Genomic DNA, 19,045 nt, shown 5'->3' on the forward strand with positions numbered 1-19,045 from the left:
CCTTTGAGGACTACAAAACTTATTATGTTAGACTAAAATATAATTTAACTACTGAGTTTTAATTAAGCTCTCTCAAGGCGTCTACCGTGAGCCCTCATGAATCAACTAAGACGATCAAAGCATCTGCCACACCGTTCGATACCCTCTTAGAATTATTCAATATCCACCTAGCAAAGCATATTGAACGTGTAAGTTCTGAACTCTTTCAATACATATTAGACACTGAAGAGAACAAGTATATTGTGGTGAAATGTAATGGTAGAACTACTAGATTTCTCTTATTAGAAGAAACTATTTACGCAGAAGGGTTTGACGAAGGCTTCTGCCGTGGGATGGTTGATGAAATGTATGTTTACAATATCGAAATGATTGTTGACAAGGATTCGAAGCGCTTAGCGTTCGGCTGTAATAAGATTGATCGACTACGCGCTGAAATGATGGATTTAATCAGTAGGATAACCCGCTACCTAATAGAAGGCGATCTTGAAAAGGTAGAAGAGAGCCTCCAGCTATTGTACGAGCATAGTGTTAGCAAACACTTTAAGACCGAGGAGGAGCTTATGGTGAAATACGGTTACAACGAAACCTACAAGAGAGAGTATGAGCAGCATATTAAAGCACATAGGGAGTATCTGGGGGTTTTGAAAGATTTGATAGATGATTTTAGGAGGAAGGATTTGAAAACCTTCATAATCGATTTCCTCGCCTTCTACACCGATTATTTAGACTACTTATGTAGAACGGATAAAAAGCTAGTCTTGTACCTAATCGATAAATGCGGCTTAGAATGCTGTTCTAGCATGTGAAAATTTTAATACGCGAGGGCTGCAGAATATAATAGTGCGCTAGGAGAATTTAACCACGTGATAACGGTGGAAGGCTTTTGTCGGGTCCATCCGGGCAGGAAACTGTTCTAGACACTTTCATATCTAGCATGAGATTCGAGAGGATGAGCCAGCTAATCCACGTCTTTCCAGGCTTATTCGTCTTCCTCGGCTCTCTCGGGGTCCTGAGTATAATACTATCCATCCTCTACATGAGCCAATCAATACCTCCTCTCACATCAATACTGCTAGTCTTCTTCTACGCGTTCATAATTTCAGCAAGTATATCAGCCTATAAGATATTGAAGGCTGTAACGACACATTTCTACGATAGCGCGGTTGTCATATACTATTGGTCGAGGAAAGAGAATTTCGAAAACGTTTTAAACTACCTCAGGGAGAGGAGGGAGGTGAGGAACCTACCTTCCCCTGCTACCGGACTGGTTCTAACCCTGCTTGCGGGAGGCTTCGCCTATATTCCACTCTTATATTTTATTGAGAAAAACCTTAGGATCCACGTTAGGACAGAGGAGCAGATACTATTTGGAACTAGTAGTATTAGAGAGAGTAGTTTAAGCGATTTCATATCAGACCTGGTCCTAACTATTGGATCACTAGGGCTATACCTATCGTTCTGGGCTAAGAGGATTATATATTTGTATAATCGACATATCGATAGCGTCCACGGAAACCACCCTAACCCGCCTAAGGAGTTTAGACCGGTAGCAGAAGGAGGCGCTGTTGGTTTAAGTATGGTCGGACTGTTACTAATAGTATTCGGCGTGGACATAATACTCGCATACCTAGGTTTTGCCTCCCATTACCACATAGCATTGCTTCTAGGAAGCCTCTTATCCTACTACGGTTCGAAGTATTCAGATAGGCCGCATATCAGCCTCCTTGCTTCCTACGCCCTTATCTACGCAGGCTTTGTAATGTCCACGGTCATCGGTGTAGCAGGCTTCAGGAATTATCTAAGTCTTACAGAAGCCTTCAGGAAAACCGCTGGGGAATTAAAAAGCCTAGGCTTCTTCCAACTCGCTTTCTACATCTTTCTCAACAATGCTTCAATAGCTGTCTCATCTCTCCCGCCTATAGCGGGACCTTTCATCCTAGGCAACGGGGTTTCGAATAGTGGTGTTATATATGGAACCCTACTAGGCGCTGGCCAGGCTACCCCGTTTCTATTCGTTATGCCTCATACACCATTAGAATTACTCGGGTACGCTCTGTTTTCTACGGCTTCAGCTCTACTCTTGAGAGAAGACAAGCGTTTCACAATATACGCGGTAGCAGGTATACTGGTATTGTTAACTGCGGCTATGATCGAAGCTTCACTAATCGTTTGAAAGTGTTCAACCGCTACCTACCAGGTTTCAAGATAGTTCAACTATCTTATTCATTGCTAGGGCTAGAGCACCATATAATACAATGTCGTCTCCCAGGGTGGTAGGCTCTATTATCGGCGGCTCTGTTACTATTCCATTTAGAACACCCTTCCTAATAGGCTCATAGAGCAGGTCCTTGTTATTCAAGAACACGCTCCCGCCTATGGAGATGAATTCTGGATCGTAGAGGTTTATAACAGTCACGAAACCGGCAATACTTGCTTTAACGATTTCGTCTACGACCATTTTCGCTAGTATATCGCCTCTCCTAGCTGCTTCAAATATATCTCTAGCCTCGACATCACCTCTTAATACACTTGCTGCTATACCCGATCTCTGTATAGCCCAGGGGTTCTTTTCAGCAATGTACTTCGCTAATCTAGGGATATTTGCTCCACCGGCATAAGCTTCCCAATGCCCGTATCCCCCACACCCACACTTTATCTCTGAATCATATTTCACCACAATATGCCCTATTTCGTGGGCGTTACCATTCTTTCCTAGCAGCACCCTACCGTCTACTATAATACCTCCTCCAATACCCGTGCTCATCGTAACGTAAACAATATTGTTGAATGGAGAGCCTCTGCCATAGTACTTCTCCGCTATAACCCCGGCTACAGCATCGTTCACTACGTACACTGGTTTCCCAAAATACTCTTCGAGGGGTCTTCTAATATCGAATGTTCCAAGAGGCAGATTAGGAGTGTTTACTACCACACCTTTCTTTATATCCAGTGGGCCGATCGTACCTACTCCTATTGCTTCGATTTTATCAAAGTACTCTTTCAACTCCTTCTCGAAAGCTGCTATGATACTATCGGCTACGGCACTTCTCCCCCCTTTATTCGGGGTTCTGAAAACGATCTTTTTAACTATTTTACCGTCAATACCTAGAGCAATCCTAGTCCAGGTCGCGCCAATGTCAACTGCTAGGTGGGTTCTCACTCCCAGCCTCCCCAGCCTTCTCAGCCTGGATTTTCTTGAACAATATGGGGGCGTCTCGTATATTGTATCTTTCAATCTGTCCTATTTTGAATTCTTTTAGAGATACCATCTGGAATCCAAAGGATTCGGAGATCTTGGATGCTGCTTTAGGGGTTACTGGCGAGAGCATTATTGTCAAAGCTCTAATCCCTTCTAGAAGACTATACAATTCCCTGCCCGGGTCGATCTTCTCCCAGGGACGTGTGTCGTTGACGTATGTATTCAGGGTTTTCCCAAGCTCTAATACGTTTGAAAGCGCTTTAGATATGTCGAAGTATTCCATATTCTCAATATATTGTGAAATAGTGTTGTGTATAGTATTCTCGATCCTATCGTCTACATCCCTTTTGTAGACCTTGCCTTTAAGCTTCTTTATAGCGAGTACTCCTACCCTCCTCACTAGATTGCCGAACGTATCAGCTAGCTCAGAGTTATATATCGAATCCATTAGCTCGGTAGATACTTCAACATCTTTGTCTAAGTTGAACAATCTCATGAGAATATAGCGTACGCCATCGCTTCCATGGTATCTATCGATAAGGTAGTCGATAGGGATAACGTTTCCAGCACTCTTACCTATTTTAAGGCCTCTATTCACAAGGTAGGAGTGGACGATCACTTTCTTAGGCGGGGGTATATCGAGGGCTTTTAGTATAGAAAACCAGACAACTGTATGGAACCAGAGTATGTCTTTACCGATGACATGGTGTACTACAGGCCAGAATTCCTCGAATACTTTCTCATTATACATATACCCGACTCCACTAACGTAGTTTAGTAGCGCGTCGAACCATACGTATATGGTGTAATCAGGGTCGAATGGGACTGGTATACCCCATGAAACCCTGTCTCTAGGCCTAGCTACAGAGACGTCTCTCAGACCTTCTGTTAAAACTCTATTCAAGACTTCTCTGGCATATGAAGCAGGATAGACTATATCAGTGTTTGATAAGAGGCTGATGATATAGTCTTTGAAATCGCTCAGCCTGAAATAATAGGTTTCCTCCTCAAGCCACTCCAGCGGTTTATTATGGATAGGGCAGTAGGGTTTGCCTTCGACTAATATGTACTCGCTAGGGCTATAGTACCTCTCACAGTCAACACAGTACCATCCAGAATACTTGGCTTTATAGATAAACCCTTTCTCATAAAGCTTTTTAAAAGCTTCTGAAACAACCCTCTCGTGATAGTTATCTGTTGTCCTAATGAAGTGGTCGAAGCTTATATCTAGTGTTATCCAGTAATTCCGGTAGACGCTAGCCATTTTATCGACGAATTCCTTGGGTGTTACACCCTCCTTCTCGGCTGCTCTCTGTATCTTCAGCCCGTGCTCGTCGTTACCTGTCATAAAGAAGACCTTCTTTTTCATCAACCTGTTATATCTTGCTAGAACGTCGGCGAAAACAGTAGTGTAGGCGTGCCCGATATGCGGCGGCGCATTAGGATAGTAGATCGGGGTTGTTAAATATATTCTCTCTTCTACAGTTTTACTCACTATTGATCACCATCCAATCACTGTTTGGTTTAATGATTAATCCATGCTAGGTTTTTAACTGATACTCTAGTCTCTTAATATACTCGTCAGCTTTTTTATTGACATACTTCACAAGCCGTTTAAGGAAGAATCTTAATGGCATGTACAATGGCGATGATAAGTAGTATTTGTTCATTATTTCTTCAGCCCAGTAAGTAGTGTGTTTAAGGGTCTTATACAATACTTCGATATGCTCTCTAGTAATATGATCCTTGAGGAACCAGTTGCCTTTCTTCAAAGCCCCCATCGGCACGAAAAACATTGGGACTATTATACTCCTATACGGTCTCAGCCTATCAAGTAGTTCAGCTGTTTTAACCACGTCGTCAGGGGTCTCCTCGGGCAGGCCTAGTATTAAGGTAGCCGCGGGTATTATCTTGTTTTCATGCATGATCTTGAAAGCATCTTCAACAATTTCAGGCCACATTTCAGGCGGGTATGGCGCGGACTTTCCAATCATTATCTTCTTAGCTAGGTTGACACTACCTGTTTCAATACCTACTTCAACCCCTAGGAACTTCCTCTTATCGCTTAGAATATACTCGTTCATAAGTTTCGAAACTAATTTATACTCGTCTTCAGCGTATTTGATAGCTGACAAGCTTGCGTGAGCCCATGCGAAGCTCTTATCGCCGCCTATCTTCTTCAATACCTCGCTGTGTAGTTTTATAAGAGGCTCCGGCCTAGGCTTAACTCCGTCGGCGTGATAGAGTAGGACGTCTTCACTATGCAATATCACCCCTTTAACGCCGTTTCTGAGGTTGACGTCTATCTCCTCCAATATTTTATCTAACGGGATAAACCTCAAGGGTCTTAGTGTAACGCTACAGAATTTGCATCCTCTGGGGCATCCACGCATTATTTCGACAAGCCCGTTAACGCTCGCAGCTTTTATCGTCGGTATCTCATCGATCGACGGAGAGTAGGAGGGTCCTACATACACGTAGTCTGGTAGTTCTTCATTGTTCAAGGCTTTTTCAACGAGCTTGACGATAACTCTCTCAGCTTCTCCATCTACTATAGTATCCACGCCCCATTTCTTCCATAGCTCCAGCTCCCAAAGCCACTGCCAAGCCGCAGGCCCTCCCGCAATGATCTTAACGCCTTTCTCCTTGGCTTTTCTCACAGCCCTGCTCTCCATAAGCCTTTTAAAACTTCTCCTATTGATAGGCTCTAGTCCTGTAATACTCCACCATTCACTACTCGGGGGACCGTAGGCGAAATAGTCGTGGTGGCCTATCATAAGAACCTTCATAGAATCTAGGTGTTTATCAAGGTGGTCGGGGTCTATGACTGCAGCATTGAAACCAGCTTCAATAAGCTTGGCTTCAACCTTCCTCATCCCATAAGGGGCTATCTTAGGTCTTCCTTCTCTATCTACTTTAGGTTTCGGAGCTGTTATCCAGAGCCAGATCCTCTCCGGCATAGCTATAGGAGGGCCGGTAGCCACAAAGCCTAGAAATTCTTTACCGTGATGGTCGGTCATCATCGATCTATCGGTTGTTAAAACTATTTCATACCCTATTTCAAACCACCTCTATCTCTAAACCTCTCCCTCTAATCGTTTCATAACATTCCGAATTCATTTTCACAATTATAACAGGGGCTTCTCCACTATTGAAAATCCTATCTAGGCTTTTCACAGCATCCTCACAGTTCACGGCATGGATCCTCTTCAAGTATATGGTTAAATGAATATTATTCAGCAATATGTCCCTATATTTCTCGAAGAATTCCACGTGTTCAAGTTTCGTTATATAATACAACTCTATGAGCAAGCTCTTTCTCTTAACCGATAACCTATTTAGTTTAGAGATGAGCTCTAGAGGGTCGATCTCTCCATCCGGGTCTACAACCGTGATCTTCAGGAATCCTTCTCTAATAGTCAAGAGCTCTGGCACCGCGGAGAGTAAGCAGTTTGAAAACATATATACTAGGGGGATTTAATAAGTATTAACACGTGAACTCTATGAAAGCATATGTTTCAATAGACCTCGAAGGGTTACCTGGCATAGCTTCTACTACTATGGTAGCACCCGATAAAACCCAGTTCCAAATAGGATCAAATATCATGAGTAGAATCGCCCAGTTCGTCTCAACCAGGTTAAGGTATTACGGGTTTCAAGAAATCTATATTGCCGATAGCCACGGGCTTATGACTAATTTGGACTATCTCTCGTTGCCAGAGGGGACAATGGTTATACAAGGCTATCCAAGACCTTACTCTATGCTTACTATGCTAGATAGCTCGTTCAACGCAGTATTCTTCATAGGATACCATTCGGCAGCTGGAACCCTTCATGGATTTCTCGACCACACTATGAGTGGGAGAGTATTCTACGAGATATTTGTCAACGGCGTAAGAGCGAGCGAATTCTTGTTGAACGCCCTATATGCTAGGGAGAAGAATGTACCGGTAGTGCTAGTAGCCGGGGATACGTATTTGAGAAACGAGGTAGAAAACCTCGCTAGGAACATAGTTTTCGTAGAGCTGAAGAAAGGGGTTTCAAGGTATGCGGCGGTTTATCCAAGGCTCGACGACGTATTGAAAGAGCTCGATAAGGGACTGTCTCTGGCTGTTCAAAGACTTAAGTCGGGTGCTAGTTTCGATATATTCGTAAACAAACCATATAACGTATTGGTTAGGTTTAGGGATAGTCTTGTAGCTGACGTCGTAGAGATGATGGGTGTTGAGAGACTTGATGCTTACACTGTGAAAAAAGTTTTCGAAAGCGCGAGCGAGCTCTTAGGTTTTATCGAGATATTAGCCTATGTAGGGCTAGGCATCGAATATATTAAATCTACTATAAGGTAGACACATATGTTACAAGCAGCTAGTAGAATAACTCTACACCGAGTTTTTCAGCTAGCGTTCTAACCCCATTGACAACTCTACCTCTAACTTCCTCGAAAGCACTATATTTTTTAGAATCGTAGGAGAGGGTCCTCAGCAACGATAGGAACGAGCTAATGCTGCGTAGCACTCTTATAGAATAGTCTTTATCAGTAGTTTCTAGCAGTTTGCTAGTAATACTATTGATAATCCTCGAGAAATCCTCGAGGAGGCCTCCTCTGGATAATATGCTTGAAGGAGGATAGGAGAATAATATGGAATTTAATAGCTCTACTATCACATCGTAACAGCATGTATGGCAACGCCCCGGGTCTATCCTCTCTAGCAATTTCTTCACATTATCTAGTCCCAGAGATGTAACCGGACCCGTTCCTAGAAGTCTTATTAGCTCTGAGGCGATAGACTTATCCAAGTCGTTTCCATGAGACATCTGGCATGCTTTCTCAAGCAGGTCGGCGGATATATCGTATGATTTATCCTTCAACCCTATGAAAGGCATTATCTCCAAGAGAACCATGTATCCATATGCTTCGTTATAATTCCCCGTCTGCAACTTCTCGAGGAGTAGGTTACTGTTTACATGTTCTTCTAGCCAGTCTGTGAGCTCGTAGTTTACAGCACTAGATAATATCTCTAGGAAGAACATAGGGTCTAGGTTCGATTTCAAAGCCTTCAACAATTCTAGACCTGTTTTAGTCTCGTTCAACAGGAGGTAGTTGAGGATCCCCCCTATAGCTGTAGGATCACAGCCAATACTCTTACACTTGAGGGCTAATCCCCATGGATCGTTTCTCGCAGTACTTAAAAGTTCATGATCCAAGACATCCACCGGTGTTAATTCTTTACTTCTCTACTTATAGAGATTGATGGTGCCGAAGCACCTCTTAGCTTATTGGCATAGGTTACAACCGAGCCCTTCCTCGATTTTATTAGAACCCTGGTAAACAGGCTGTAGATGAATACTATGTTAGCAAGGACTACACTAGCATAGAACTTCGAGTAGAGACTGTTAGCATTCAAAGGATTATCGTCGTGGCTGACATAGACGCATACTACGTTTCCTCTGCAAGCGTTGAAAGTCTGCCATGCGTTAAAGGCTTTCTTATCTGCTGTAAGCAGTAAAACAACTCTATTAGACAGGTTTAAAGCTTCGACAGCTATTGACGATTCGCATGGCTGGGATATAGCGGGGATACTCTGTGCCTTGTAATGGTATTTAATCTCCTGGATTATCCTATTAGCCATCAAAGCCATTATGTAGGAAAGCTTCTCTACAAGAGACTGCGACGCCGACGATGTAGAAGCTATCTTACCGTTTATCTCTGCCTCAGCGCAAACAGGTATGTAGACATCGACGTTCGTAATAGGGCTCCAGGGACTGTTATTCCTAATACTAGCTTTGAGAAGGCTCATGTGGAGGCCTTGGTAAAGCATGTTTGTATCAGGGATAATAGCTAGATTATTAAATTCCTCCCTGAGCATTCGTATCAACGCATGTAGTTTTGCTTTCTTAAACCTGTCTAAATCGAGGTCCTGGCTTACAATATCGCTAACAATAAGGTCTGCGGCTCCTGTAAGCCTCTGTAACTGTCTGAGAATCCGTTCAACGCTTTTAGCCTCGTTGTTATCCTGGAGGGTTGCTGAAACTGTTTCATAAACAGTTTTCCAGGAGTTATACATTAGCCTGGTCACATCCTCGCTAGGTCCTTTCTCCGATTCGATCGACAGTATTTTCTTTTTTTCATCGTTATAGGTGTCGTATATAAAAATATCTAGTACATCCTCCTCCCTATTCGGTATCTCCTTCCGGCGGCCGTCAAACACTTCTACGATCTTTCTCTCTGTTAGAGAATTAAACAGTTTAGCGACTGCGATATATACCCCCCGGGTCCCTTTCCATTCGATTAGTTTAGGAGGGCTTGATACTACTTCAACACCTTTGTAATCGATACTATTCCGAGTATATATGTAGACTTTATGCAGCCATCTAGGATTTCCGGGATACGCTGGGATACCTTGCAAAGGTATCGTTCCCACAACTGATACGATAATATCCATGGAGTCGGAGTTGAGATTCTTTAGAGCGAAATGTGCTGCTGATGCTAGTTCACCAGTCGTCATCGTTAGGTCTAGTACGATTCTCTTCTTGCCGGTCTCTAATGCTTTCTCGAGCAGATTCTTGAAAAGGAAAGCATTCTCGAATAAGTCTTCTTTCAATAGAGATTTTCCGAGCTTATAGTCTCCAATATACTTTAACGATATTTCCTTCTGGACGTGTTGAAGGCTTTCCTCGACTATGTTAGCTACTTCCCACCTTGTGACGAATATAAATCCGTCTGCTCCTAGTTCTTCTACTAGCCGGCCAGTCACCGTGGCGGCATTCCAAGGGATGAAATTTACGGGTACTATGGCAGGTAAATCAACAGAGTTGATAAAATTTGATAACGTATTAAAAACCTCATCCAATTCTAGCACCTGCTATGAATATTATCCATGGTTTCAAATAGGAAAACAGATATAAAAACATCGATTCCTAAGAGTTTTCCTCCCCTGCTTCAACACTACTATTTGCCACACCTTTGTTTAGGATGCTCATTAGAATTGGAGCGTATTCTACGTTTAATTCCTCTGCAATAATCCTCTTCGCTAACTCAAAGATCTCTCTAACTTCTCCAACTTCGTCTCCAGACTCGTTTTCAGACATTACCTCGCTTTCTTTTTCTATAATATCCTCTAACGCCCTCAGATAGTACATGTTCATTTGGTCGAGTAGTTCGATAGCTCTCTCCACAACAAAAGTTTTAATAATCAATTACAACACCGTTTACTACTCGGCAAATGAAATTATTTTAAAGGGTTTGAACAAGGATTTACAGGATATTACTTATCGATACAACGGTGTTTATGAGGCCGTGTAGAATTTAATGGAATGGAGGACCTAGAGTAGTACAGGTGCTATATATGAGAGATATTACGTTATCGGTTCTACTATCACCGTCAGCTAAAATACTCAGCGTGATGGAGGCTGTTATTGCTGTCGTAAATACATTGAATTCCAAGGGGTATAATGTAAATATAGTCTACCACTACACAGATGTAAAAGATTCTTTCATGGTGAACGGCATTCTTATTACTACGGGAGACGATATCGCCAACCGTATCGTAGATATAGTGATAAACTATATGGTTGCTGAATACGCTTATAGCATGGGGTGGAGAAATTTTAAGGGGGCATCATGAACAAGGTGCTCATACTAGTTATCGCCTACTTGTTACTCGGCCTAGTATTCAACCAGCCGGCCCTATCTCTCTCCTCGGGTCCAGCGGAGATTCTGCATTGTGATATAAACACCCCTGGCGACAGGTATCTTGCGATCCTCGGCTTAAACATCAGGATGTTCGGAGATTATGGTGTTCTAGCAGCTTACTTCACAGAGTACGGAGTTGAAGCATACGGTGTAATATTCTTGAAGTCGCCTGATAGCGGTATAGAGGTGTATGTGATGGACGGTGACCAAAACAACTGGTACTTCTTTAAAAGAGGATCCATAGGGCTAACAAACCTGTCGATCATGCTCAACGCAAATAACAAGTTGCTTGAAGTCCGTCTAGGGAATGCTTCGGGCTCGTTCCCGCTCCAAAAAATTGTAAGCCCGAAAGTATTTACTATCGTAGTCTCTAATATAACAGGCAGAAATAGCCCTCCGCCTTCAATCAACATCGAATACTACGGGGTGTATGTTTCGAACTGGTCTATGAGTTATATCCCCCAACTTGGAATATGGACGCTTGATAAAGCTGCTCAGGTATGCGGAAACTTTACCTACACTACTAATTCGATAATCACACCGGCTACGAGCGAATCCACTACAAGAGTGGTGCCAGTTGAAGTAACGGGTACAGGTAGGATGGTTATGGTGATCGCTATAGTCCTGGTACTTGTCGCTGTTCTAGCGTTCTTCACCCTTGTCTTAACCGGAAAAGCTGGATCTCCCGGTCCGTGAAAACATCACGGCATCAGATAGGAGGGCTTCGATCATCTCCTATTATTATGATGTATTGGAAAACAGGTTTTAACTAATCCGGTTTAGGATGCGTTACTGGAAAACATAGAATTATTTTTTGAAAGACTATTCTTTTTCTAGCTTATTCTTTACGAACTCAGTGATTTTCTCAACGGTCTCCTCGTGGAGTAAATGCTCTATTTTACAAGCATCTATCTCGGCGATATCTCTCGGTACACCAATATATGTTAGAAATTCTGTTAGAATCTGGTGCCGAGAATATATTTTCCTAGCTATCTCTAGACCTTTTTCAGTGAGCTTGATCTCCCCACCTTTTTTATACACTATATACCCTTGGTCTGCCAGCCTCTTCAAGAATTCGACTACGCTACTAGGCGAGACACAAAGCCTTCGAGCCAGTTCTCTCACCCTTGGCCTACCTGTGAGCGAGAGCATGTATATTGCTTCGAGATAATCCTCGGCTCTTGCGGAAATGCTCTTATCTTTCTCCTGTCTTTCCACTCGTATCACCCTTCTTAATTTTCCTCATCGCTTTCAATAATATCTTAGCAGCATTCTCAGGTGGAACGTACCCGGGTATGATCTCGACGGGTTCTGCCCCGTAATTATTATAGTCGTCTATTTTATTTATCGTTACATAAGGAACGGCCTGCACACCGTAGAGGTCGGCTTCAAAAGGTAGCTCGATAGCCTCGATTGTCTCAACCCACACCATATCGTTGACTAAAGCCATCTGGTTGAAGTAATCGACGACAATTGGGCAGTAGGGGCATTCAGGTGTAACGAAGATTTTAACATGTAAGGGGACATCTATTGATCCAACCATGTCTTTTACTTTACTAGAGAGTTTTACTTCATCATTAGCTATATATTGGTGGACATATATGAAGGGGGCGAACTCCTGCCCGCTTGGTAGCCCATAGTATCTTATATTGTATTTCTTAGTATCATATATGAAAGCTGGTAGAAACCTTGGTTTTAGCGGAGAGGCTTGTTTCTTCTCTACGATATTGAAATTCAAAACGCCTTCGCTGACTTTTGAAAGCTCCTGGGCTAGCATTACTGCTTCATTGCAGGTAGGGCATTCCTCAGGGGGTTTCATAGTTAGCGAGAAATGGATGTGGTGGTGATGGTGCTCATGCTCATGCTCGTGTTCGTGCTCGTGTTTGCCGAGGTTTTCGAAACTGTCTATGACCAGGTAGTCGTTTACATTCTTCTTAAACGATCTGAATATCTCTTTGAGAGCGTTAACAGTTTCTTCGTCGAATAATTGCGATTGGACACTCATGGGTAAGCACCGTTAGTTCAATCTAACACAACGTGTTTATTCGCTTATATATTTTAGGGCCGAAATGCGGTTATTATATACCTGGATGGACAGATTGCAAAAAGATAAGACGTTGACCGAGAAAATAATCGAGTTCATAGGGGGCAATCCGGGTATTACAATTAAGGAGTTAGCCGGGGCTCTCTCAATATCTCAGAATACTGCTCGGCTAATAGTCGAGAAACTGAAGGCAAGAGGTTTAGTCAGGAAAGAGGGGAGAGGGCTTTATCTAACTGAGAAAGGAGATAGAATTGTTTCGAAACTCCAGGAGAGACCTGTGGAAAGCGTTAGGGCGCAAGCTACTCCTGAGACGTCCATGCAGGCTAGAGGCGGTGAAGATATAGGTAAAACCGAGCGTATCACTAATTCAGGGATTGATGAAAAAATTAAGATCCTTGAAGAGAGATTGAAGATTCTTGAGGAGAGATTGAATAAGCTAGAAGAAGTTGTCAACGAGATAATAGGCAAGAAGACCGATCGCGAGGAAAAAGCCTTAACTAAACACGATAAGAAAACAGAGTCTCTCCCCAAGCCTGTAATGAGTATACAGGAGGCTGTAAGCCAGTATCCGCAAGCTTTAGACAGGTGGAAGATAGAGGGTTCTGCGATCCAGATTGGAAACCTGGTTGTCGAGAAAACATTCCTTGTAGAATTCTTGAAGAAATTCCCTCTCCCAGTCGATAAAATCGATAAATTATCGCCGGCTGAGAAAGCTATTTTCGAGGAGCTTAGGAGAGAGGCGCTGATTATACTCCATGGGGGAAGAGAGTACAGGCTTGTTAAGAATATAGTGTAGTCAGGTTTTTTCGTCTTTGCCTAGTATGGATTTCTTCGCATGTTCTTTCAATCCTGGCGATAGATCTTTTAAGCCTTCCTCGATATAGCCTTTCCTATCCGCTTTCTTAGGTTTAAACATGCTCATGGCTCGATCATTGTATTCTATAAGGAAAACAGTCTATTTAACTTTGTGATTCAAACGTCTTACCTTGATTTCTCTAAGCCTTTTTAAATCACCTAGCGCCAGCGGGTTTTCACTAAATTCTACAATATCCGCATAACACCCTGGCATCAGGCACCCTAGTCTCGGGTCTCCGAGCGCGACTCCTGAACCTATTGTATACGCTGATAAAGCCTCGGCGATACTAAGAGAGTTTCTAAGCGTTTCACTAGCGTAATCGATCCCATCGAATATCCCCCTGGAAATAGCAGCATATATTGTTAGAATAGGGTCTATAGGTTCCACGGGGGCATCTGTCGATAATGCTAGATAGCCTGTGTTCATTAAATCCCTGAATCTATACACCCACCTAATCCTGTCCCGGCCAACTCTATCACTCATCCATTTATCCGATATTATGAAATGGGGTTGGACAACAAATACCGGCTTGTAGGCTTTAAGCTCATTCAACTGGTCGTCTCTGACAAGAGATACGTGTTCAAGCCTGAGCTTAACCTTCCCAACATGCTTAAGGGCTTTCAATACAATATCCAAGGCACCGTCACCTATAACGTGGACTGCGACCTGGAATCCCTCTCTAGACGCTGCTCTGAATATTTCAACCAGCTCTTCGAAACCATAGTTTAGAAATCCCCTTGTAGATTGGTCATCGCTGTACGGCTCGCTGAGGAAAGCAGTCCTAGGCCCTAGCGCACCATCGAGGATGATCTTCAACCCGTTGATCCTGAACCTGCTACGAGGCCTGCTCCATGTTTCTTCAACGAGCTTAGGTATTTTCTCCAGATCGATCCTACTATCATACATAACGTAGGCGTAGACTCTCGTAGTCAAATCCCCGCTACCATCTAGTTCTTCGAAAACCTCGATCTCCCTCAGGCTGAGACCTGCAGCCCCTATGGATGTAACCCCTCTCTTATCGAATTCCACGACGCCTTTAGCTAGAACCTTCTTCAAATCCTCTTTTGAAAGACCTCTCCTCACATATTCGAGTATTCTCCATAGGTCGTCTTCATACACCCAGCCCTTGTCTAAATCAGCGAATTTCAGCCCGCCAAGAGCGTTTACAGCTTCTTCGATCGCTTTAGAATTCAGTGCAGCCATATGCCCTGATACGTGTTGTATTAGAACCGGGCGGTCGTTAATGTATTCATCGATCTCCCTGGAGTAGGGCAGGCGTTTCTCGGCGAGACCCAAGGGGTTGACACGCGGGGATATCACCCACCCCGATAATACTACGTGTGAATCCTGTAGCTTCTTCAGTAAATCTCTTACATCCCTAGCTTCTAAGGAGCCGCCTGTTAGAGTATTATAGCCTACTGAATCCGGGTGCGCATGGGCGTCGACGAATCCGGGAGCAAGCGTATTCCCTGCTTCAATAACCTCATAACCCTCGCTGCTAGCGAGCTCTTTCAGCTCGGATTCTTCGCCTGCTGCTATTACAAAATCCTCCCAGACCAGTATTGCTTTACTAGTTGTTAGAGGAGAATAGGATAGGAATATCCTATCTCTGCTTTTGATAAGCTTGAAAACCAAGGCTTACGCCACCTTGTGTAAAAAATAGTGCTTGTATTTAATGAAGTTCACCCGATCGCCTAAACCAGGTAATTGTATATCCCTTTACCCTTGTAGTTGAATACGATTGTCTTCGTAGCCATAACGTATTCAACACTGTATCCGATTCCTTCCCTACCGATACCGCTATTCTTCCTCCCGCCGAACGGATAGTATCCTACGCCATGTCTTGGCATATCGTTTACGTAGATAGCTCCAACCTCTAGGTACCTAACATATTTCCTAATCCTATCGAGGTCTCTTCCGAAAACTGCAGCGTCCAGCCCATAATCCCTCCCATTAGCGAGACGAATCGCATCATCGTCTTTATCAAACCATGTTATCAAAGCTATTGGTGCGAAGACCTCTTCTCTATAAAGCTTTGTTTTCACCATGTTCTCGTGCGATTCGAATTCTATTAGCGTAGGCTCGACATAGTTGCCGCCTAGATGCCTGCCTCCGTATAGTACCCTGCCGCCTTTCTCAATAGCGTCGTTTATTGCCGCGATCATATTGTTTACAGCGCTGGAATCTATTAGAGGTCCTACGACTGTGGACGGATCCCTCGGATCCCCGACTCTAACCTTCTTGAGTTCTTCAATGATCAATTTAGATAGTTTATCGTAGATAGGCTTCTCGGCTAGTATCAGTTTTATAGCGTCGCAGCGCTGGCCTGCGAAACTGTATATGCCTGCCGCAATCGATTTAGCCGCTTGCTCGATGTCTGCATCCGATAATACGATAGCCGGGTCGCCTCCTCCTAGCTCCATAATATATTGTTTTATACCACCAACAGATAGGACGTGCCTCCCTGTTGAAGAACTACCTGTTAAACTCACTACTGATATCCTCTTGTCTGCTACAAGCGGGTCTGCTTCCTTACCCGATATGGTTAATACAGCGAAAGCATCCCTCGGGAATCCCGATTCCTCAACTATTCTAGCAAATAATAGGACAGGTAGAGGGTCTGCGCTCGGGGGCTTGATTATAATAGCGTTACCGCTCACGGTACTATACACGAATTTAGACACGGTATCGAAGAGAGGGTAGTTGAAAGGTATAATTGCGAGTACTACCCCGTAGGGTTCTTTCCTAACAATACTATCGGTTTCCAGCGTAGAAGCATCCCAGTCTCCCGCAATATACTCGCCGGGGACTTTCCTAGCGTCTAGAGGAGCATCCCTCAGCCTGCTAATACTCGAGAGGACTTCTCCCCTAGCCTGAGAATACGTCTTTCCGGTATTATAGATAAGTACATTGATAAAATCTTCGGCATACTTCTCCATTAGGTCAGCTATTTTAAACATGTACTGCAGTCTCTTATAGCCCGGTGTATTCCTAATACTCCACCTACCAGAACTATACACTCTATCTATTACTCGCTCGACATCACTATATGTTAGCCTGGGCACGTATCCAAGTAGCGAGTTGTCTATAGGCGAGTGTACAGGTGTCCAGGAGCTGGTGTCAAACCATTCTCCAGCTCCGTAAGCTTTGTAATAAAGTGTGTTTTCCGATATCTTGTAAATGTTGCTAAAGAATTCGGAGGGCCTATAGCTATTCAAGTCCTTCACCTTCTAAATTATAATAATTATAGAAATTTATAAACGGCATAATAGAAAACACATAATCGAAATTTAAAATAATTAAATTAAAAAACTATAATTGAATTTTATAGTATTCTCTAGCCGCCTTGAAGAATTCTTCTTCAATAGGGTTGATTAAAGGAGCGTCTCCAGCCGTTTTCTTAACTATATCAGGGTCTTTCAGACCATGCCCGGTCACTAGTACAACGATCGTTTCATCCCTATCAACCATTTTATTCTCAATTGCTTTAACCAAGCCGGCAAGCCCTGCTGCACCGCTTGGTTCGGCGAATATCCCCTCGAGCCCTGCTAACATCTTCATTGCTTCAATAATCTCGTTATCTGACACTACAACCCCGTAGCCATTCGTCTTGTAGAGGGCTCGTAGACCAGCGTCCCCATCCCATGGGAAAGTATCTTCAAGCCCGGTAGCGATCGTTTCGGGAGGCTTCTCCCAGGGCTTTATCTTATCCGGGTCGGCTCTCTCCCTCCAGGCTCTTACAAACGGGTGATTACCCTCAGGCTGGACAGATACTAGTCTGGGATAGCCGTTAATCCAGCCGGTTTCATTCCAGTCTCTGAAACCATTGAAAATGCCTGTGAGAAGGCTTGCGGCACCTGTTGGTACGAATACCTGGTCTGGTATCTGCCAGTTCAATTGCTCGACTATCTCCATAGATATCGTCTTAGGACCCTCGATCTGGTACGGGTTGAATACGCCGAAGCTAGGGCTTGGGTAGAACCCGTACTTCTCGCTGAGGATCCTCATCATTTTAACAGTAGGGTCTTCTGCCTCAGTCCACCTGACTTTAAAGACCTTGGCATTGTAGTAGAGTAGCTGGGCTATCTTACCATAGCCTGCGAAATCGGGTACGAAAGCGTAGACCTCTATACCCGCTTTCGCCCCGTAGGCTGCTAAAGCTGCTGCAGCATTCCCGCTACTGGCTATTACTGCTCTCTTAAACCCGAAATATTTAGCCATAGAGACTGCGACGCTCATAGCCCTGTCTTTAAAGCTCCCTGTAGGGTTCCTGGTCTCGTCTTTCAGGTAGAGGTTCCTTAGATTCAGCTTCTCAGCAAGCCTGCTTGCTTTAATTAACGGCGTCCCCCCTTCACCGAGCGATACAATATATTTTTCATCTGGTACCGGTAGGAATTCTCTATACCTCCACATGTAGAAGGGTCTTTTCGCAAGATCCTCCTTTTTCACACTGTTTGCTATCGCATTATAGTCGTAGTATATGTCTAACCTTCCAAGGTCGCCGCTTTTGCACATGACAGGCTTTTCTTCTAGCTTGTATATCCGGCCGCACTTACTACATTTAAGGTGGGTTACGTACATACATTCCACCATTACCTAGCATAGTATTAGAGTAATATAGCGGATAGTAATATAGTTTCTATTTATGGTCTAGGCCTCGCCTAGTCTCGAAACAAGATATTCTATGTGATCAAGCATTCTCTCTACATGCCTAGATATTAGCAGATTAACTACTTCATCTTTGCTGAAAGTATCTTTAGAACTAATACTGTGCAATAAAGCTAGATACTGCTGGTCACTAATCTTCTCTAGCCTCAACAGGTTTGAAGCATCGCTTCCTGAGATCTCGCCTCTAAGTATCCTAGATACGAAGACCCTTAACTCCTTCTCTACGTCTTCGAGGATCCGTATTGTTTCACCATACACCTGGGTCACTCCTACAATCTTGAGCATCCTCGCGATCTCCCAGGCGTACCTAGTTATCCTATAGAAATCATAGGTTAGGTCTAGCAATAGTGTGTAGTACCAGAGGTTGCGGCCTATGGGCCTCGACCTGGCTATAGATTCGAAGATGTGCGTGTAGATTTCCGGTCTCAGAGTACTCTGTCTCTCCATCGAGTCATATATAGCGTGGTATTCTGCATCGTTTATTCTACCTTTCTTTAATATGCTGATCAAAGTGTTTAAGGTTGTTAATGTCTCGTTTACAATTTTTTCAACATGCCTCATCGTCGTCTCGTCGGCTAGCAT

20 protein-coding genes are annotated in these 19,045 nt (G+C 43.6%); 6 read left to right on the top strand and 14 right to left on the bottom strand.

Going from position 1 to position 19,045, the window contains the following annotated elements; genetic code table 11:
• Window positions 1–86 precede the first annotated feature (86 nt).
• Window positions 87–806, top strand: a complete 720-nt coding sequence (locus ACSU1N_RS05780; RefSeq protein ID WP_440059295.1) for a bacteriohemerythrin — start codon at window positions 87–89, stop codon at window positions 804–806.
• 77 nt (window positions 807–883) lie between these two features.
• A complete protein-coding gene (locus tag ACSU1N_RS05785; RefSeq protein ID WP_440059296.1) occupies window positions 884–2,173 on the top strand; it encodes a hypothetical protein in 1,290 nt (429 codons plus the stop codon).
• A gap of 27 nt (window positions 2,174–2,200) precedes the next feature.
• Here ACSU1N_RS05785 and ACSU1N_RS05790 read toward each other — a convergent pair whose 3' ends face one another.
• Genes ACSU1N_RS05790 through ACSU1N_RS05805 form a run of 4 tightly spaced genes read right to left on the bottom strand, consistent with a single transcriptional unit; the run spans window position 2,201 to window position 6,634 of the window.
• Window positions 2,201–3,160, bottom strand: a complete 960-nt coding sequence (locus tag ACSU1N_RS05790; RefSeq protein WP_440059297.1) for an ROK family protein — start codon at window positions 3,158–3,160, stop codon at window positions 2,201–2,203.
• Window positions 3,138–4,694 (bottom strand): methionine--tRNA ligase, encoded by a 1,557-nt coding sequence (metG, locus tag ACSU1N_RS05795; RefSeq protein ID WP_440059298.1) that lies wholly within the window; start codon window positions 4,692–4,694, stop codon window positions 3,138–3,140. The genes ACSU1N_RS05790 and metG overlap by 23 nt, the downstream gene beginning before the upstream one ends.
• Window positions 4,695–4,740: 46 nt before the next feature.
• A complete protein-coding gene (locus ACSU1N_RS05800; RefSeq protein WP_440059299.1) occupies window positions 4,741–6,222 on the bottom strand; it encodes a B12-binding domain-containing radical SAM protein in 1,482 nt (493 codons plus the stop codon).
• 37 nt (window positions 6,223–6,259) lie between these two features.
• Complete coding sequence (locus tag ACSU1N_RS05805) at window positions 6,260–6,634, bottom strand: hypothetical protein (RefSeq protein WP_440059300.1); 375 nt, start codon at window positions 6,632–6,634, stop codon at window positions 6,260–6,262.
• 68 nt (window positions 6,635–6,702) lie between these two features.
• Here ACSU1N_RS05805 and ACSU1N_RS05810 point away from each other — a divergent pair, with 68 nt between their 5' ends.
• A complete protein-coding gene (locus ACSU1N_RS05810) occupies window positions 6,703–7,548 on the top strand; it encodes a M55 family metallopeptidase (RefSeq protein WP_440059301.1) in 846 nt (281 codons plus the stop codon).
• Between the two features lie 19 nt (window positions 7,549–7,567).
• Here the strand turns inward: ACSU1N_RS05810 and ACSU1N_RS05815 are convergent, their stop codons facing one another.
• The 3 genes from ACSU1N_RS05815 to ACSU1N_RS05825 all read right to left on the bottom strand — a co-directional run bounded on the left by ACSU1N_RS05815 (window position 7,568) and on the right by ACSU1N_RS05825 (window position 10,399).
• Entirely contained in the window at window positions 7,568–8,407 is an 840-nt protein-coding gene (locus tag ACSU1N_RS05815; RefSeq protein WP_440059302.1) for a hypothetical protein, read from the bottom strand.
• Between the two features lie 14 nt (window positions 8,408–8,421).
• Window positions 8,422–9,957 (bottom strand): hypothetical protein, encoded by a 1,536-nt coding sequence (locus ACSU1N_RS05820; RefSeq protein ID WP_440059303.1) that lies wholly within the window; start codon window positions 9,955–9,957, stop codon window positions 8,422–8,424.
• Window positions 9,958–10,120: 163 nt separating this feature from the next.
• Entirely contained in the window at window positions 10,121–10,399 is a 279-nt protein-coding gene (locus ACSU1N_RS05825; RefSeq protein WP_440059304.1) for a hypothetical protein, read from the bottom strand.
• A 149-nt stretch (window positions 10,400–10,548) separates the two neighbouring features.
• On the opposite strand from ACSU1N_RS05825, the gene ACSU1N_RS05830 reads away from it, so the two are divergent.
• Together ACSU1N_RS05830 and ACSU1N_RS05835 are read left to right on the top strand one after the other, a co-directional pair.
• A complete protein-coding gene (locus ACSU1N_RS05830) occupies window positions 10,549–10,827 on the top strand; it encodes a hypothetical protein (protein ID WP_440059305.1) in 279 nt (92 codons plus the stop codon).
• The gene (locus ACSU1N_RS05835) at window positions 10,824–11,591 is read left to right on the top strand and encodes a hypothetical protein (RefSeq protein WP_440059306.1); all 768 of its coding nucleotides are present in this window, start codon (window positions 10,824–10,826) and stop codon (window positions 11,589–11,591) included. Before ACSU1N_RS05830 ends, ACSU1N_RS05835 begins: the two co-directional genes overlap by 4 nt.
• Before the next feature lie 126 nt (window positions 11,592–11,717).
• Here the strand turns inward: ACSU1N_RS05835 and ACSU1N_RS05840 are convergent, their stop codons facing one another.
• Window positions 11,718–12,113 carry a metal-dependent transcriptional regulator gene (locus ACSU1N_RS05840; protein WP_440059307.1) on the bottom strand — a complete coding sequence of 132 codons (396 nt, stop codon included), beginning with the start codon at window positions 12,111–12,113 and terminating at the stop codon, window positions 11,718–11,720.
• Entirely contained in the window at window positions 12,091–12,900 is an 810-nt protein-coding gene (locus ACSU1N_RS05845; RefSeq protein ID WP_440059308.1) for a thioredoxin family protein, read from the bottom strand. Before ACSU1N_RS05845 ends, ACSU1N_RS05840 begins: the two co-directional genes overlap by 23 nt.
• Window positions 12,901–12,985: 85 nt before the next feature.
• On the opposite strand from ACSU1N_RS05845, the gene ACSU1N_RS05850 reads away from it, so the two are divergent.
• Window positions 12,986–13,735 (top strand): winged helix-turn-helix transcriptional regulator, encoded by a 750-nt coding sequence (locus ACSU1N_RS05850; protein ID WP_440059309.1) that lies wholly within the window; start codon window positions 12,986–12,988, stop codon window positions 13,733–13,735.
• Here the strand turns inward: ACSU1N_RS05850 and ACSU1N_RS05855 are convergent, their stop codons facing one another.
• From ACSU1N_RS05855 to ACSU1N_RS05875, 5 genes are all read right to left on the bottom strand, one after another.
• Window positions 13,736–13,861: a hypothetical protein gene (locus ACSU1N_RS05855; protein ID WP_440059310.1), complete on the bottom strand. Its 126-nt coding sequence runs from the start codon at window positions 13,859–13,861 to the stop codon at window positions 13,736–13,738.
• A gap of 33 nt (window positions 13,862–13,894) precedes the next feature.
• Window positions 13,895–15,430 (bottom strand): amidohydrolase, encoded by a 1,536-nt coding sequence (locus tag ACSU1N_RS05860; RefSeq protein ID WP_440059311.1) that lies wholly within the window; start codon window positions 15,428–15,430, stop codon window positions 13,895–13,897.
• Between the two features lie 59 nt (window positions 15,431–15,489).
• Complete coding sequence (gene gapN, locus ACSU1N_RS05865; protein WP_440059312.1) at window positions 15,490–17,013, bottom strand: NADP-dependent glyceraldehyde-3-phosphate dehydrogenase; 1,524 nt, start codon at window positions 17,011–17,013, stop codon at window positions 15,490–15,492.
• A gap of 94 nt (window positions 17,014–17,107) precedes the next feature.
• Window positions 17,108–18,376: a threonine synthase gene (locus tag ACSU1N_RS05870; protein WP_440059313.1), complete on the bottom strand. Its 1,269-nt coding sequence runs from the start codon at window positions 18,374–18,376 to the stop codon at window positions 17,108–17,110.
• A 69-nt stretch (window positions 18,377–18,445) separates the two neighbouring features.
• Complete coding sequence (locus tag ACSU1N_RS05875; RefSeq protein ID WP_440059314.1) at window positions 18,446–19,045, bottom strand: hypothetical protein; 600 nt, start codon at window positions 19,043–19,045, stop codon at window positions 18,446–18,448.

The sequence above is a fragment of the Thermogladius sp. 4427co genome, assembly GCF_051933805.1.
In the GTDB taxonomy this organism is placed as follows: domain Archaea; phylum Thermoproteota; class Thermoprotei_A; order Sulfolobales; family Desulfurococcaceae; genus Thermogladius.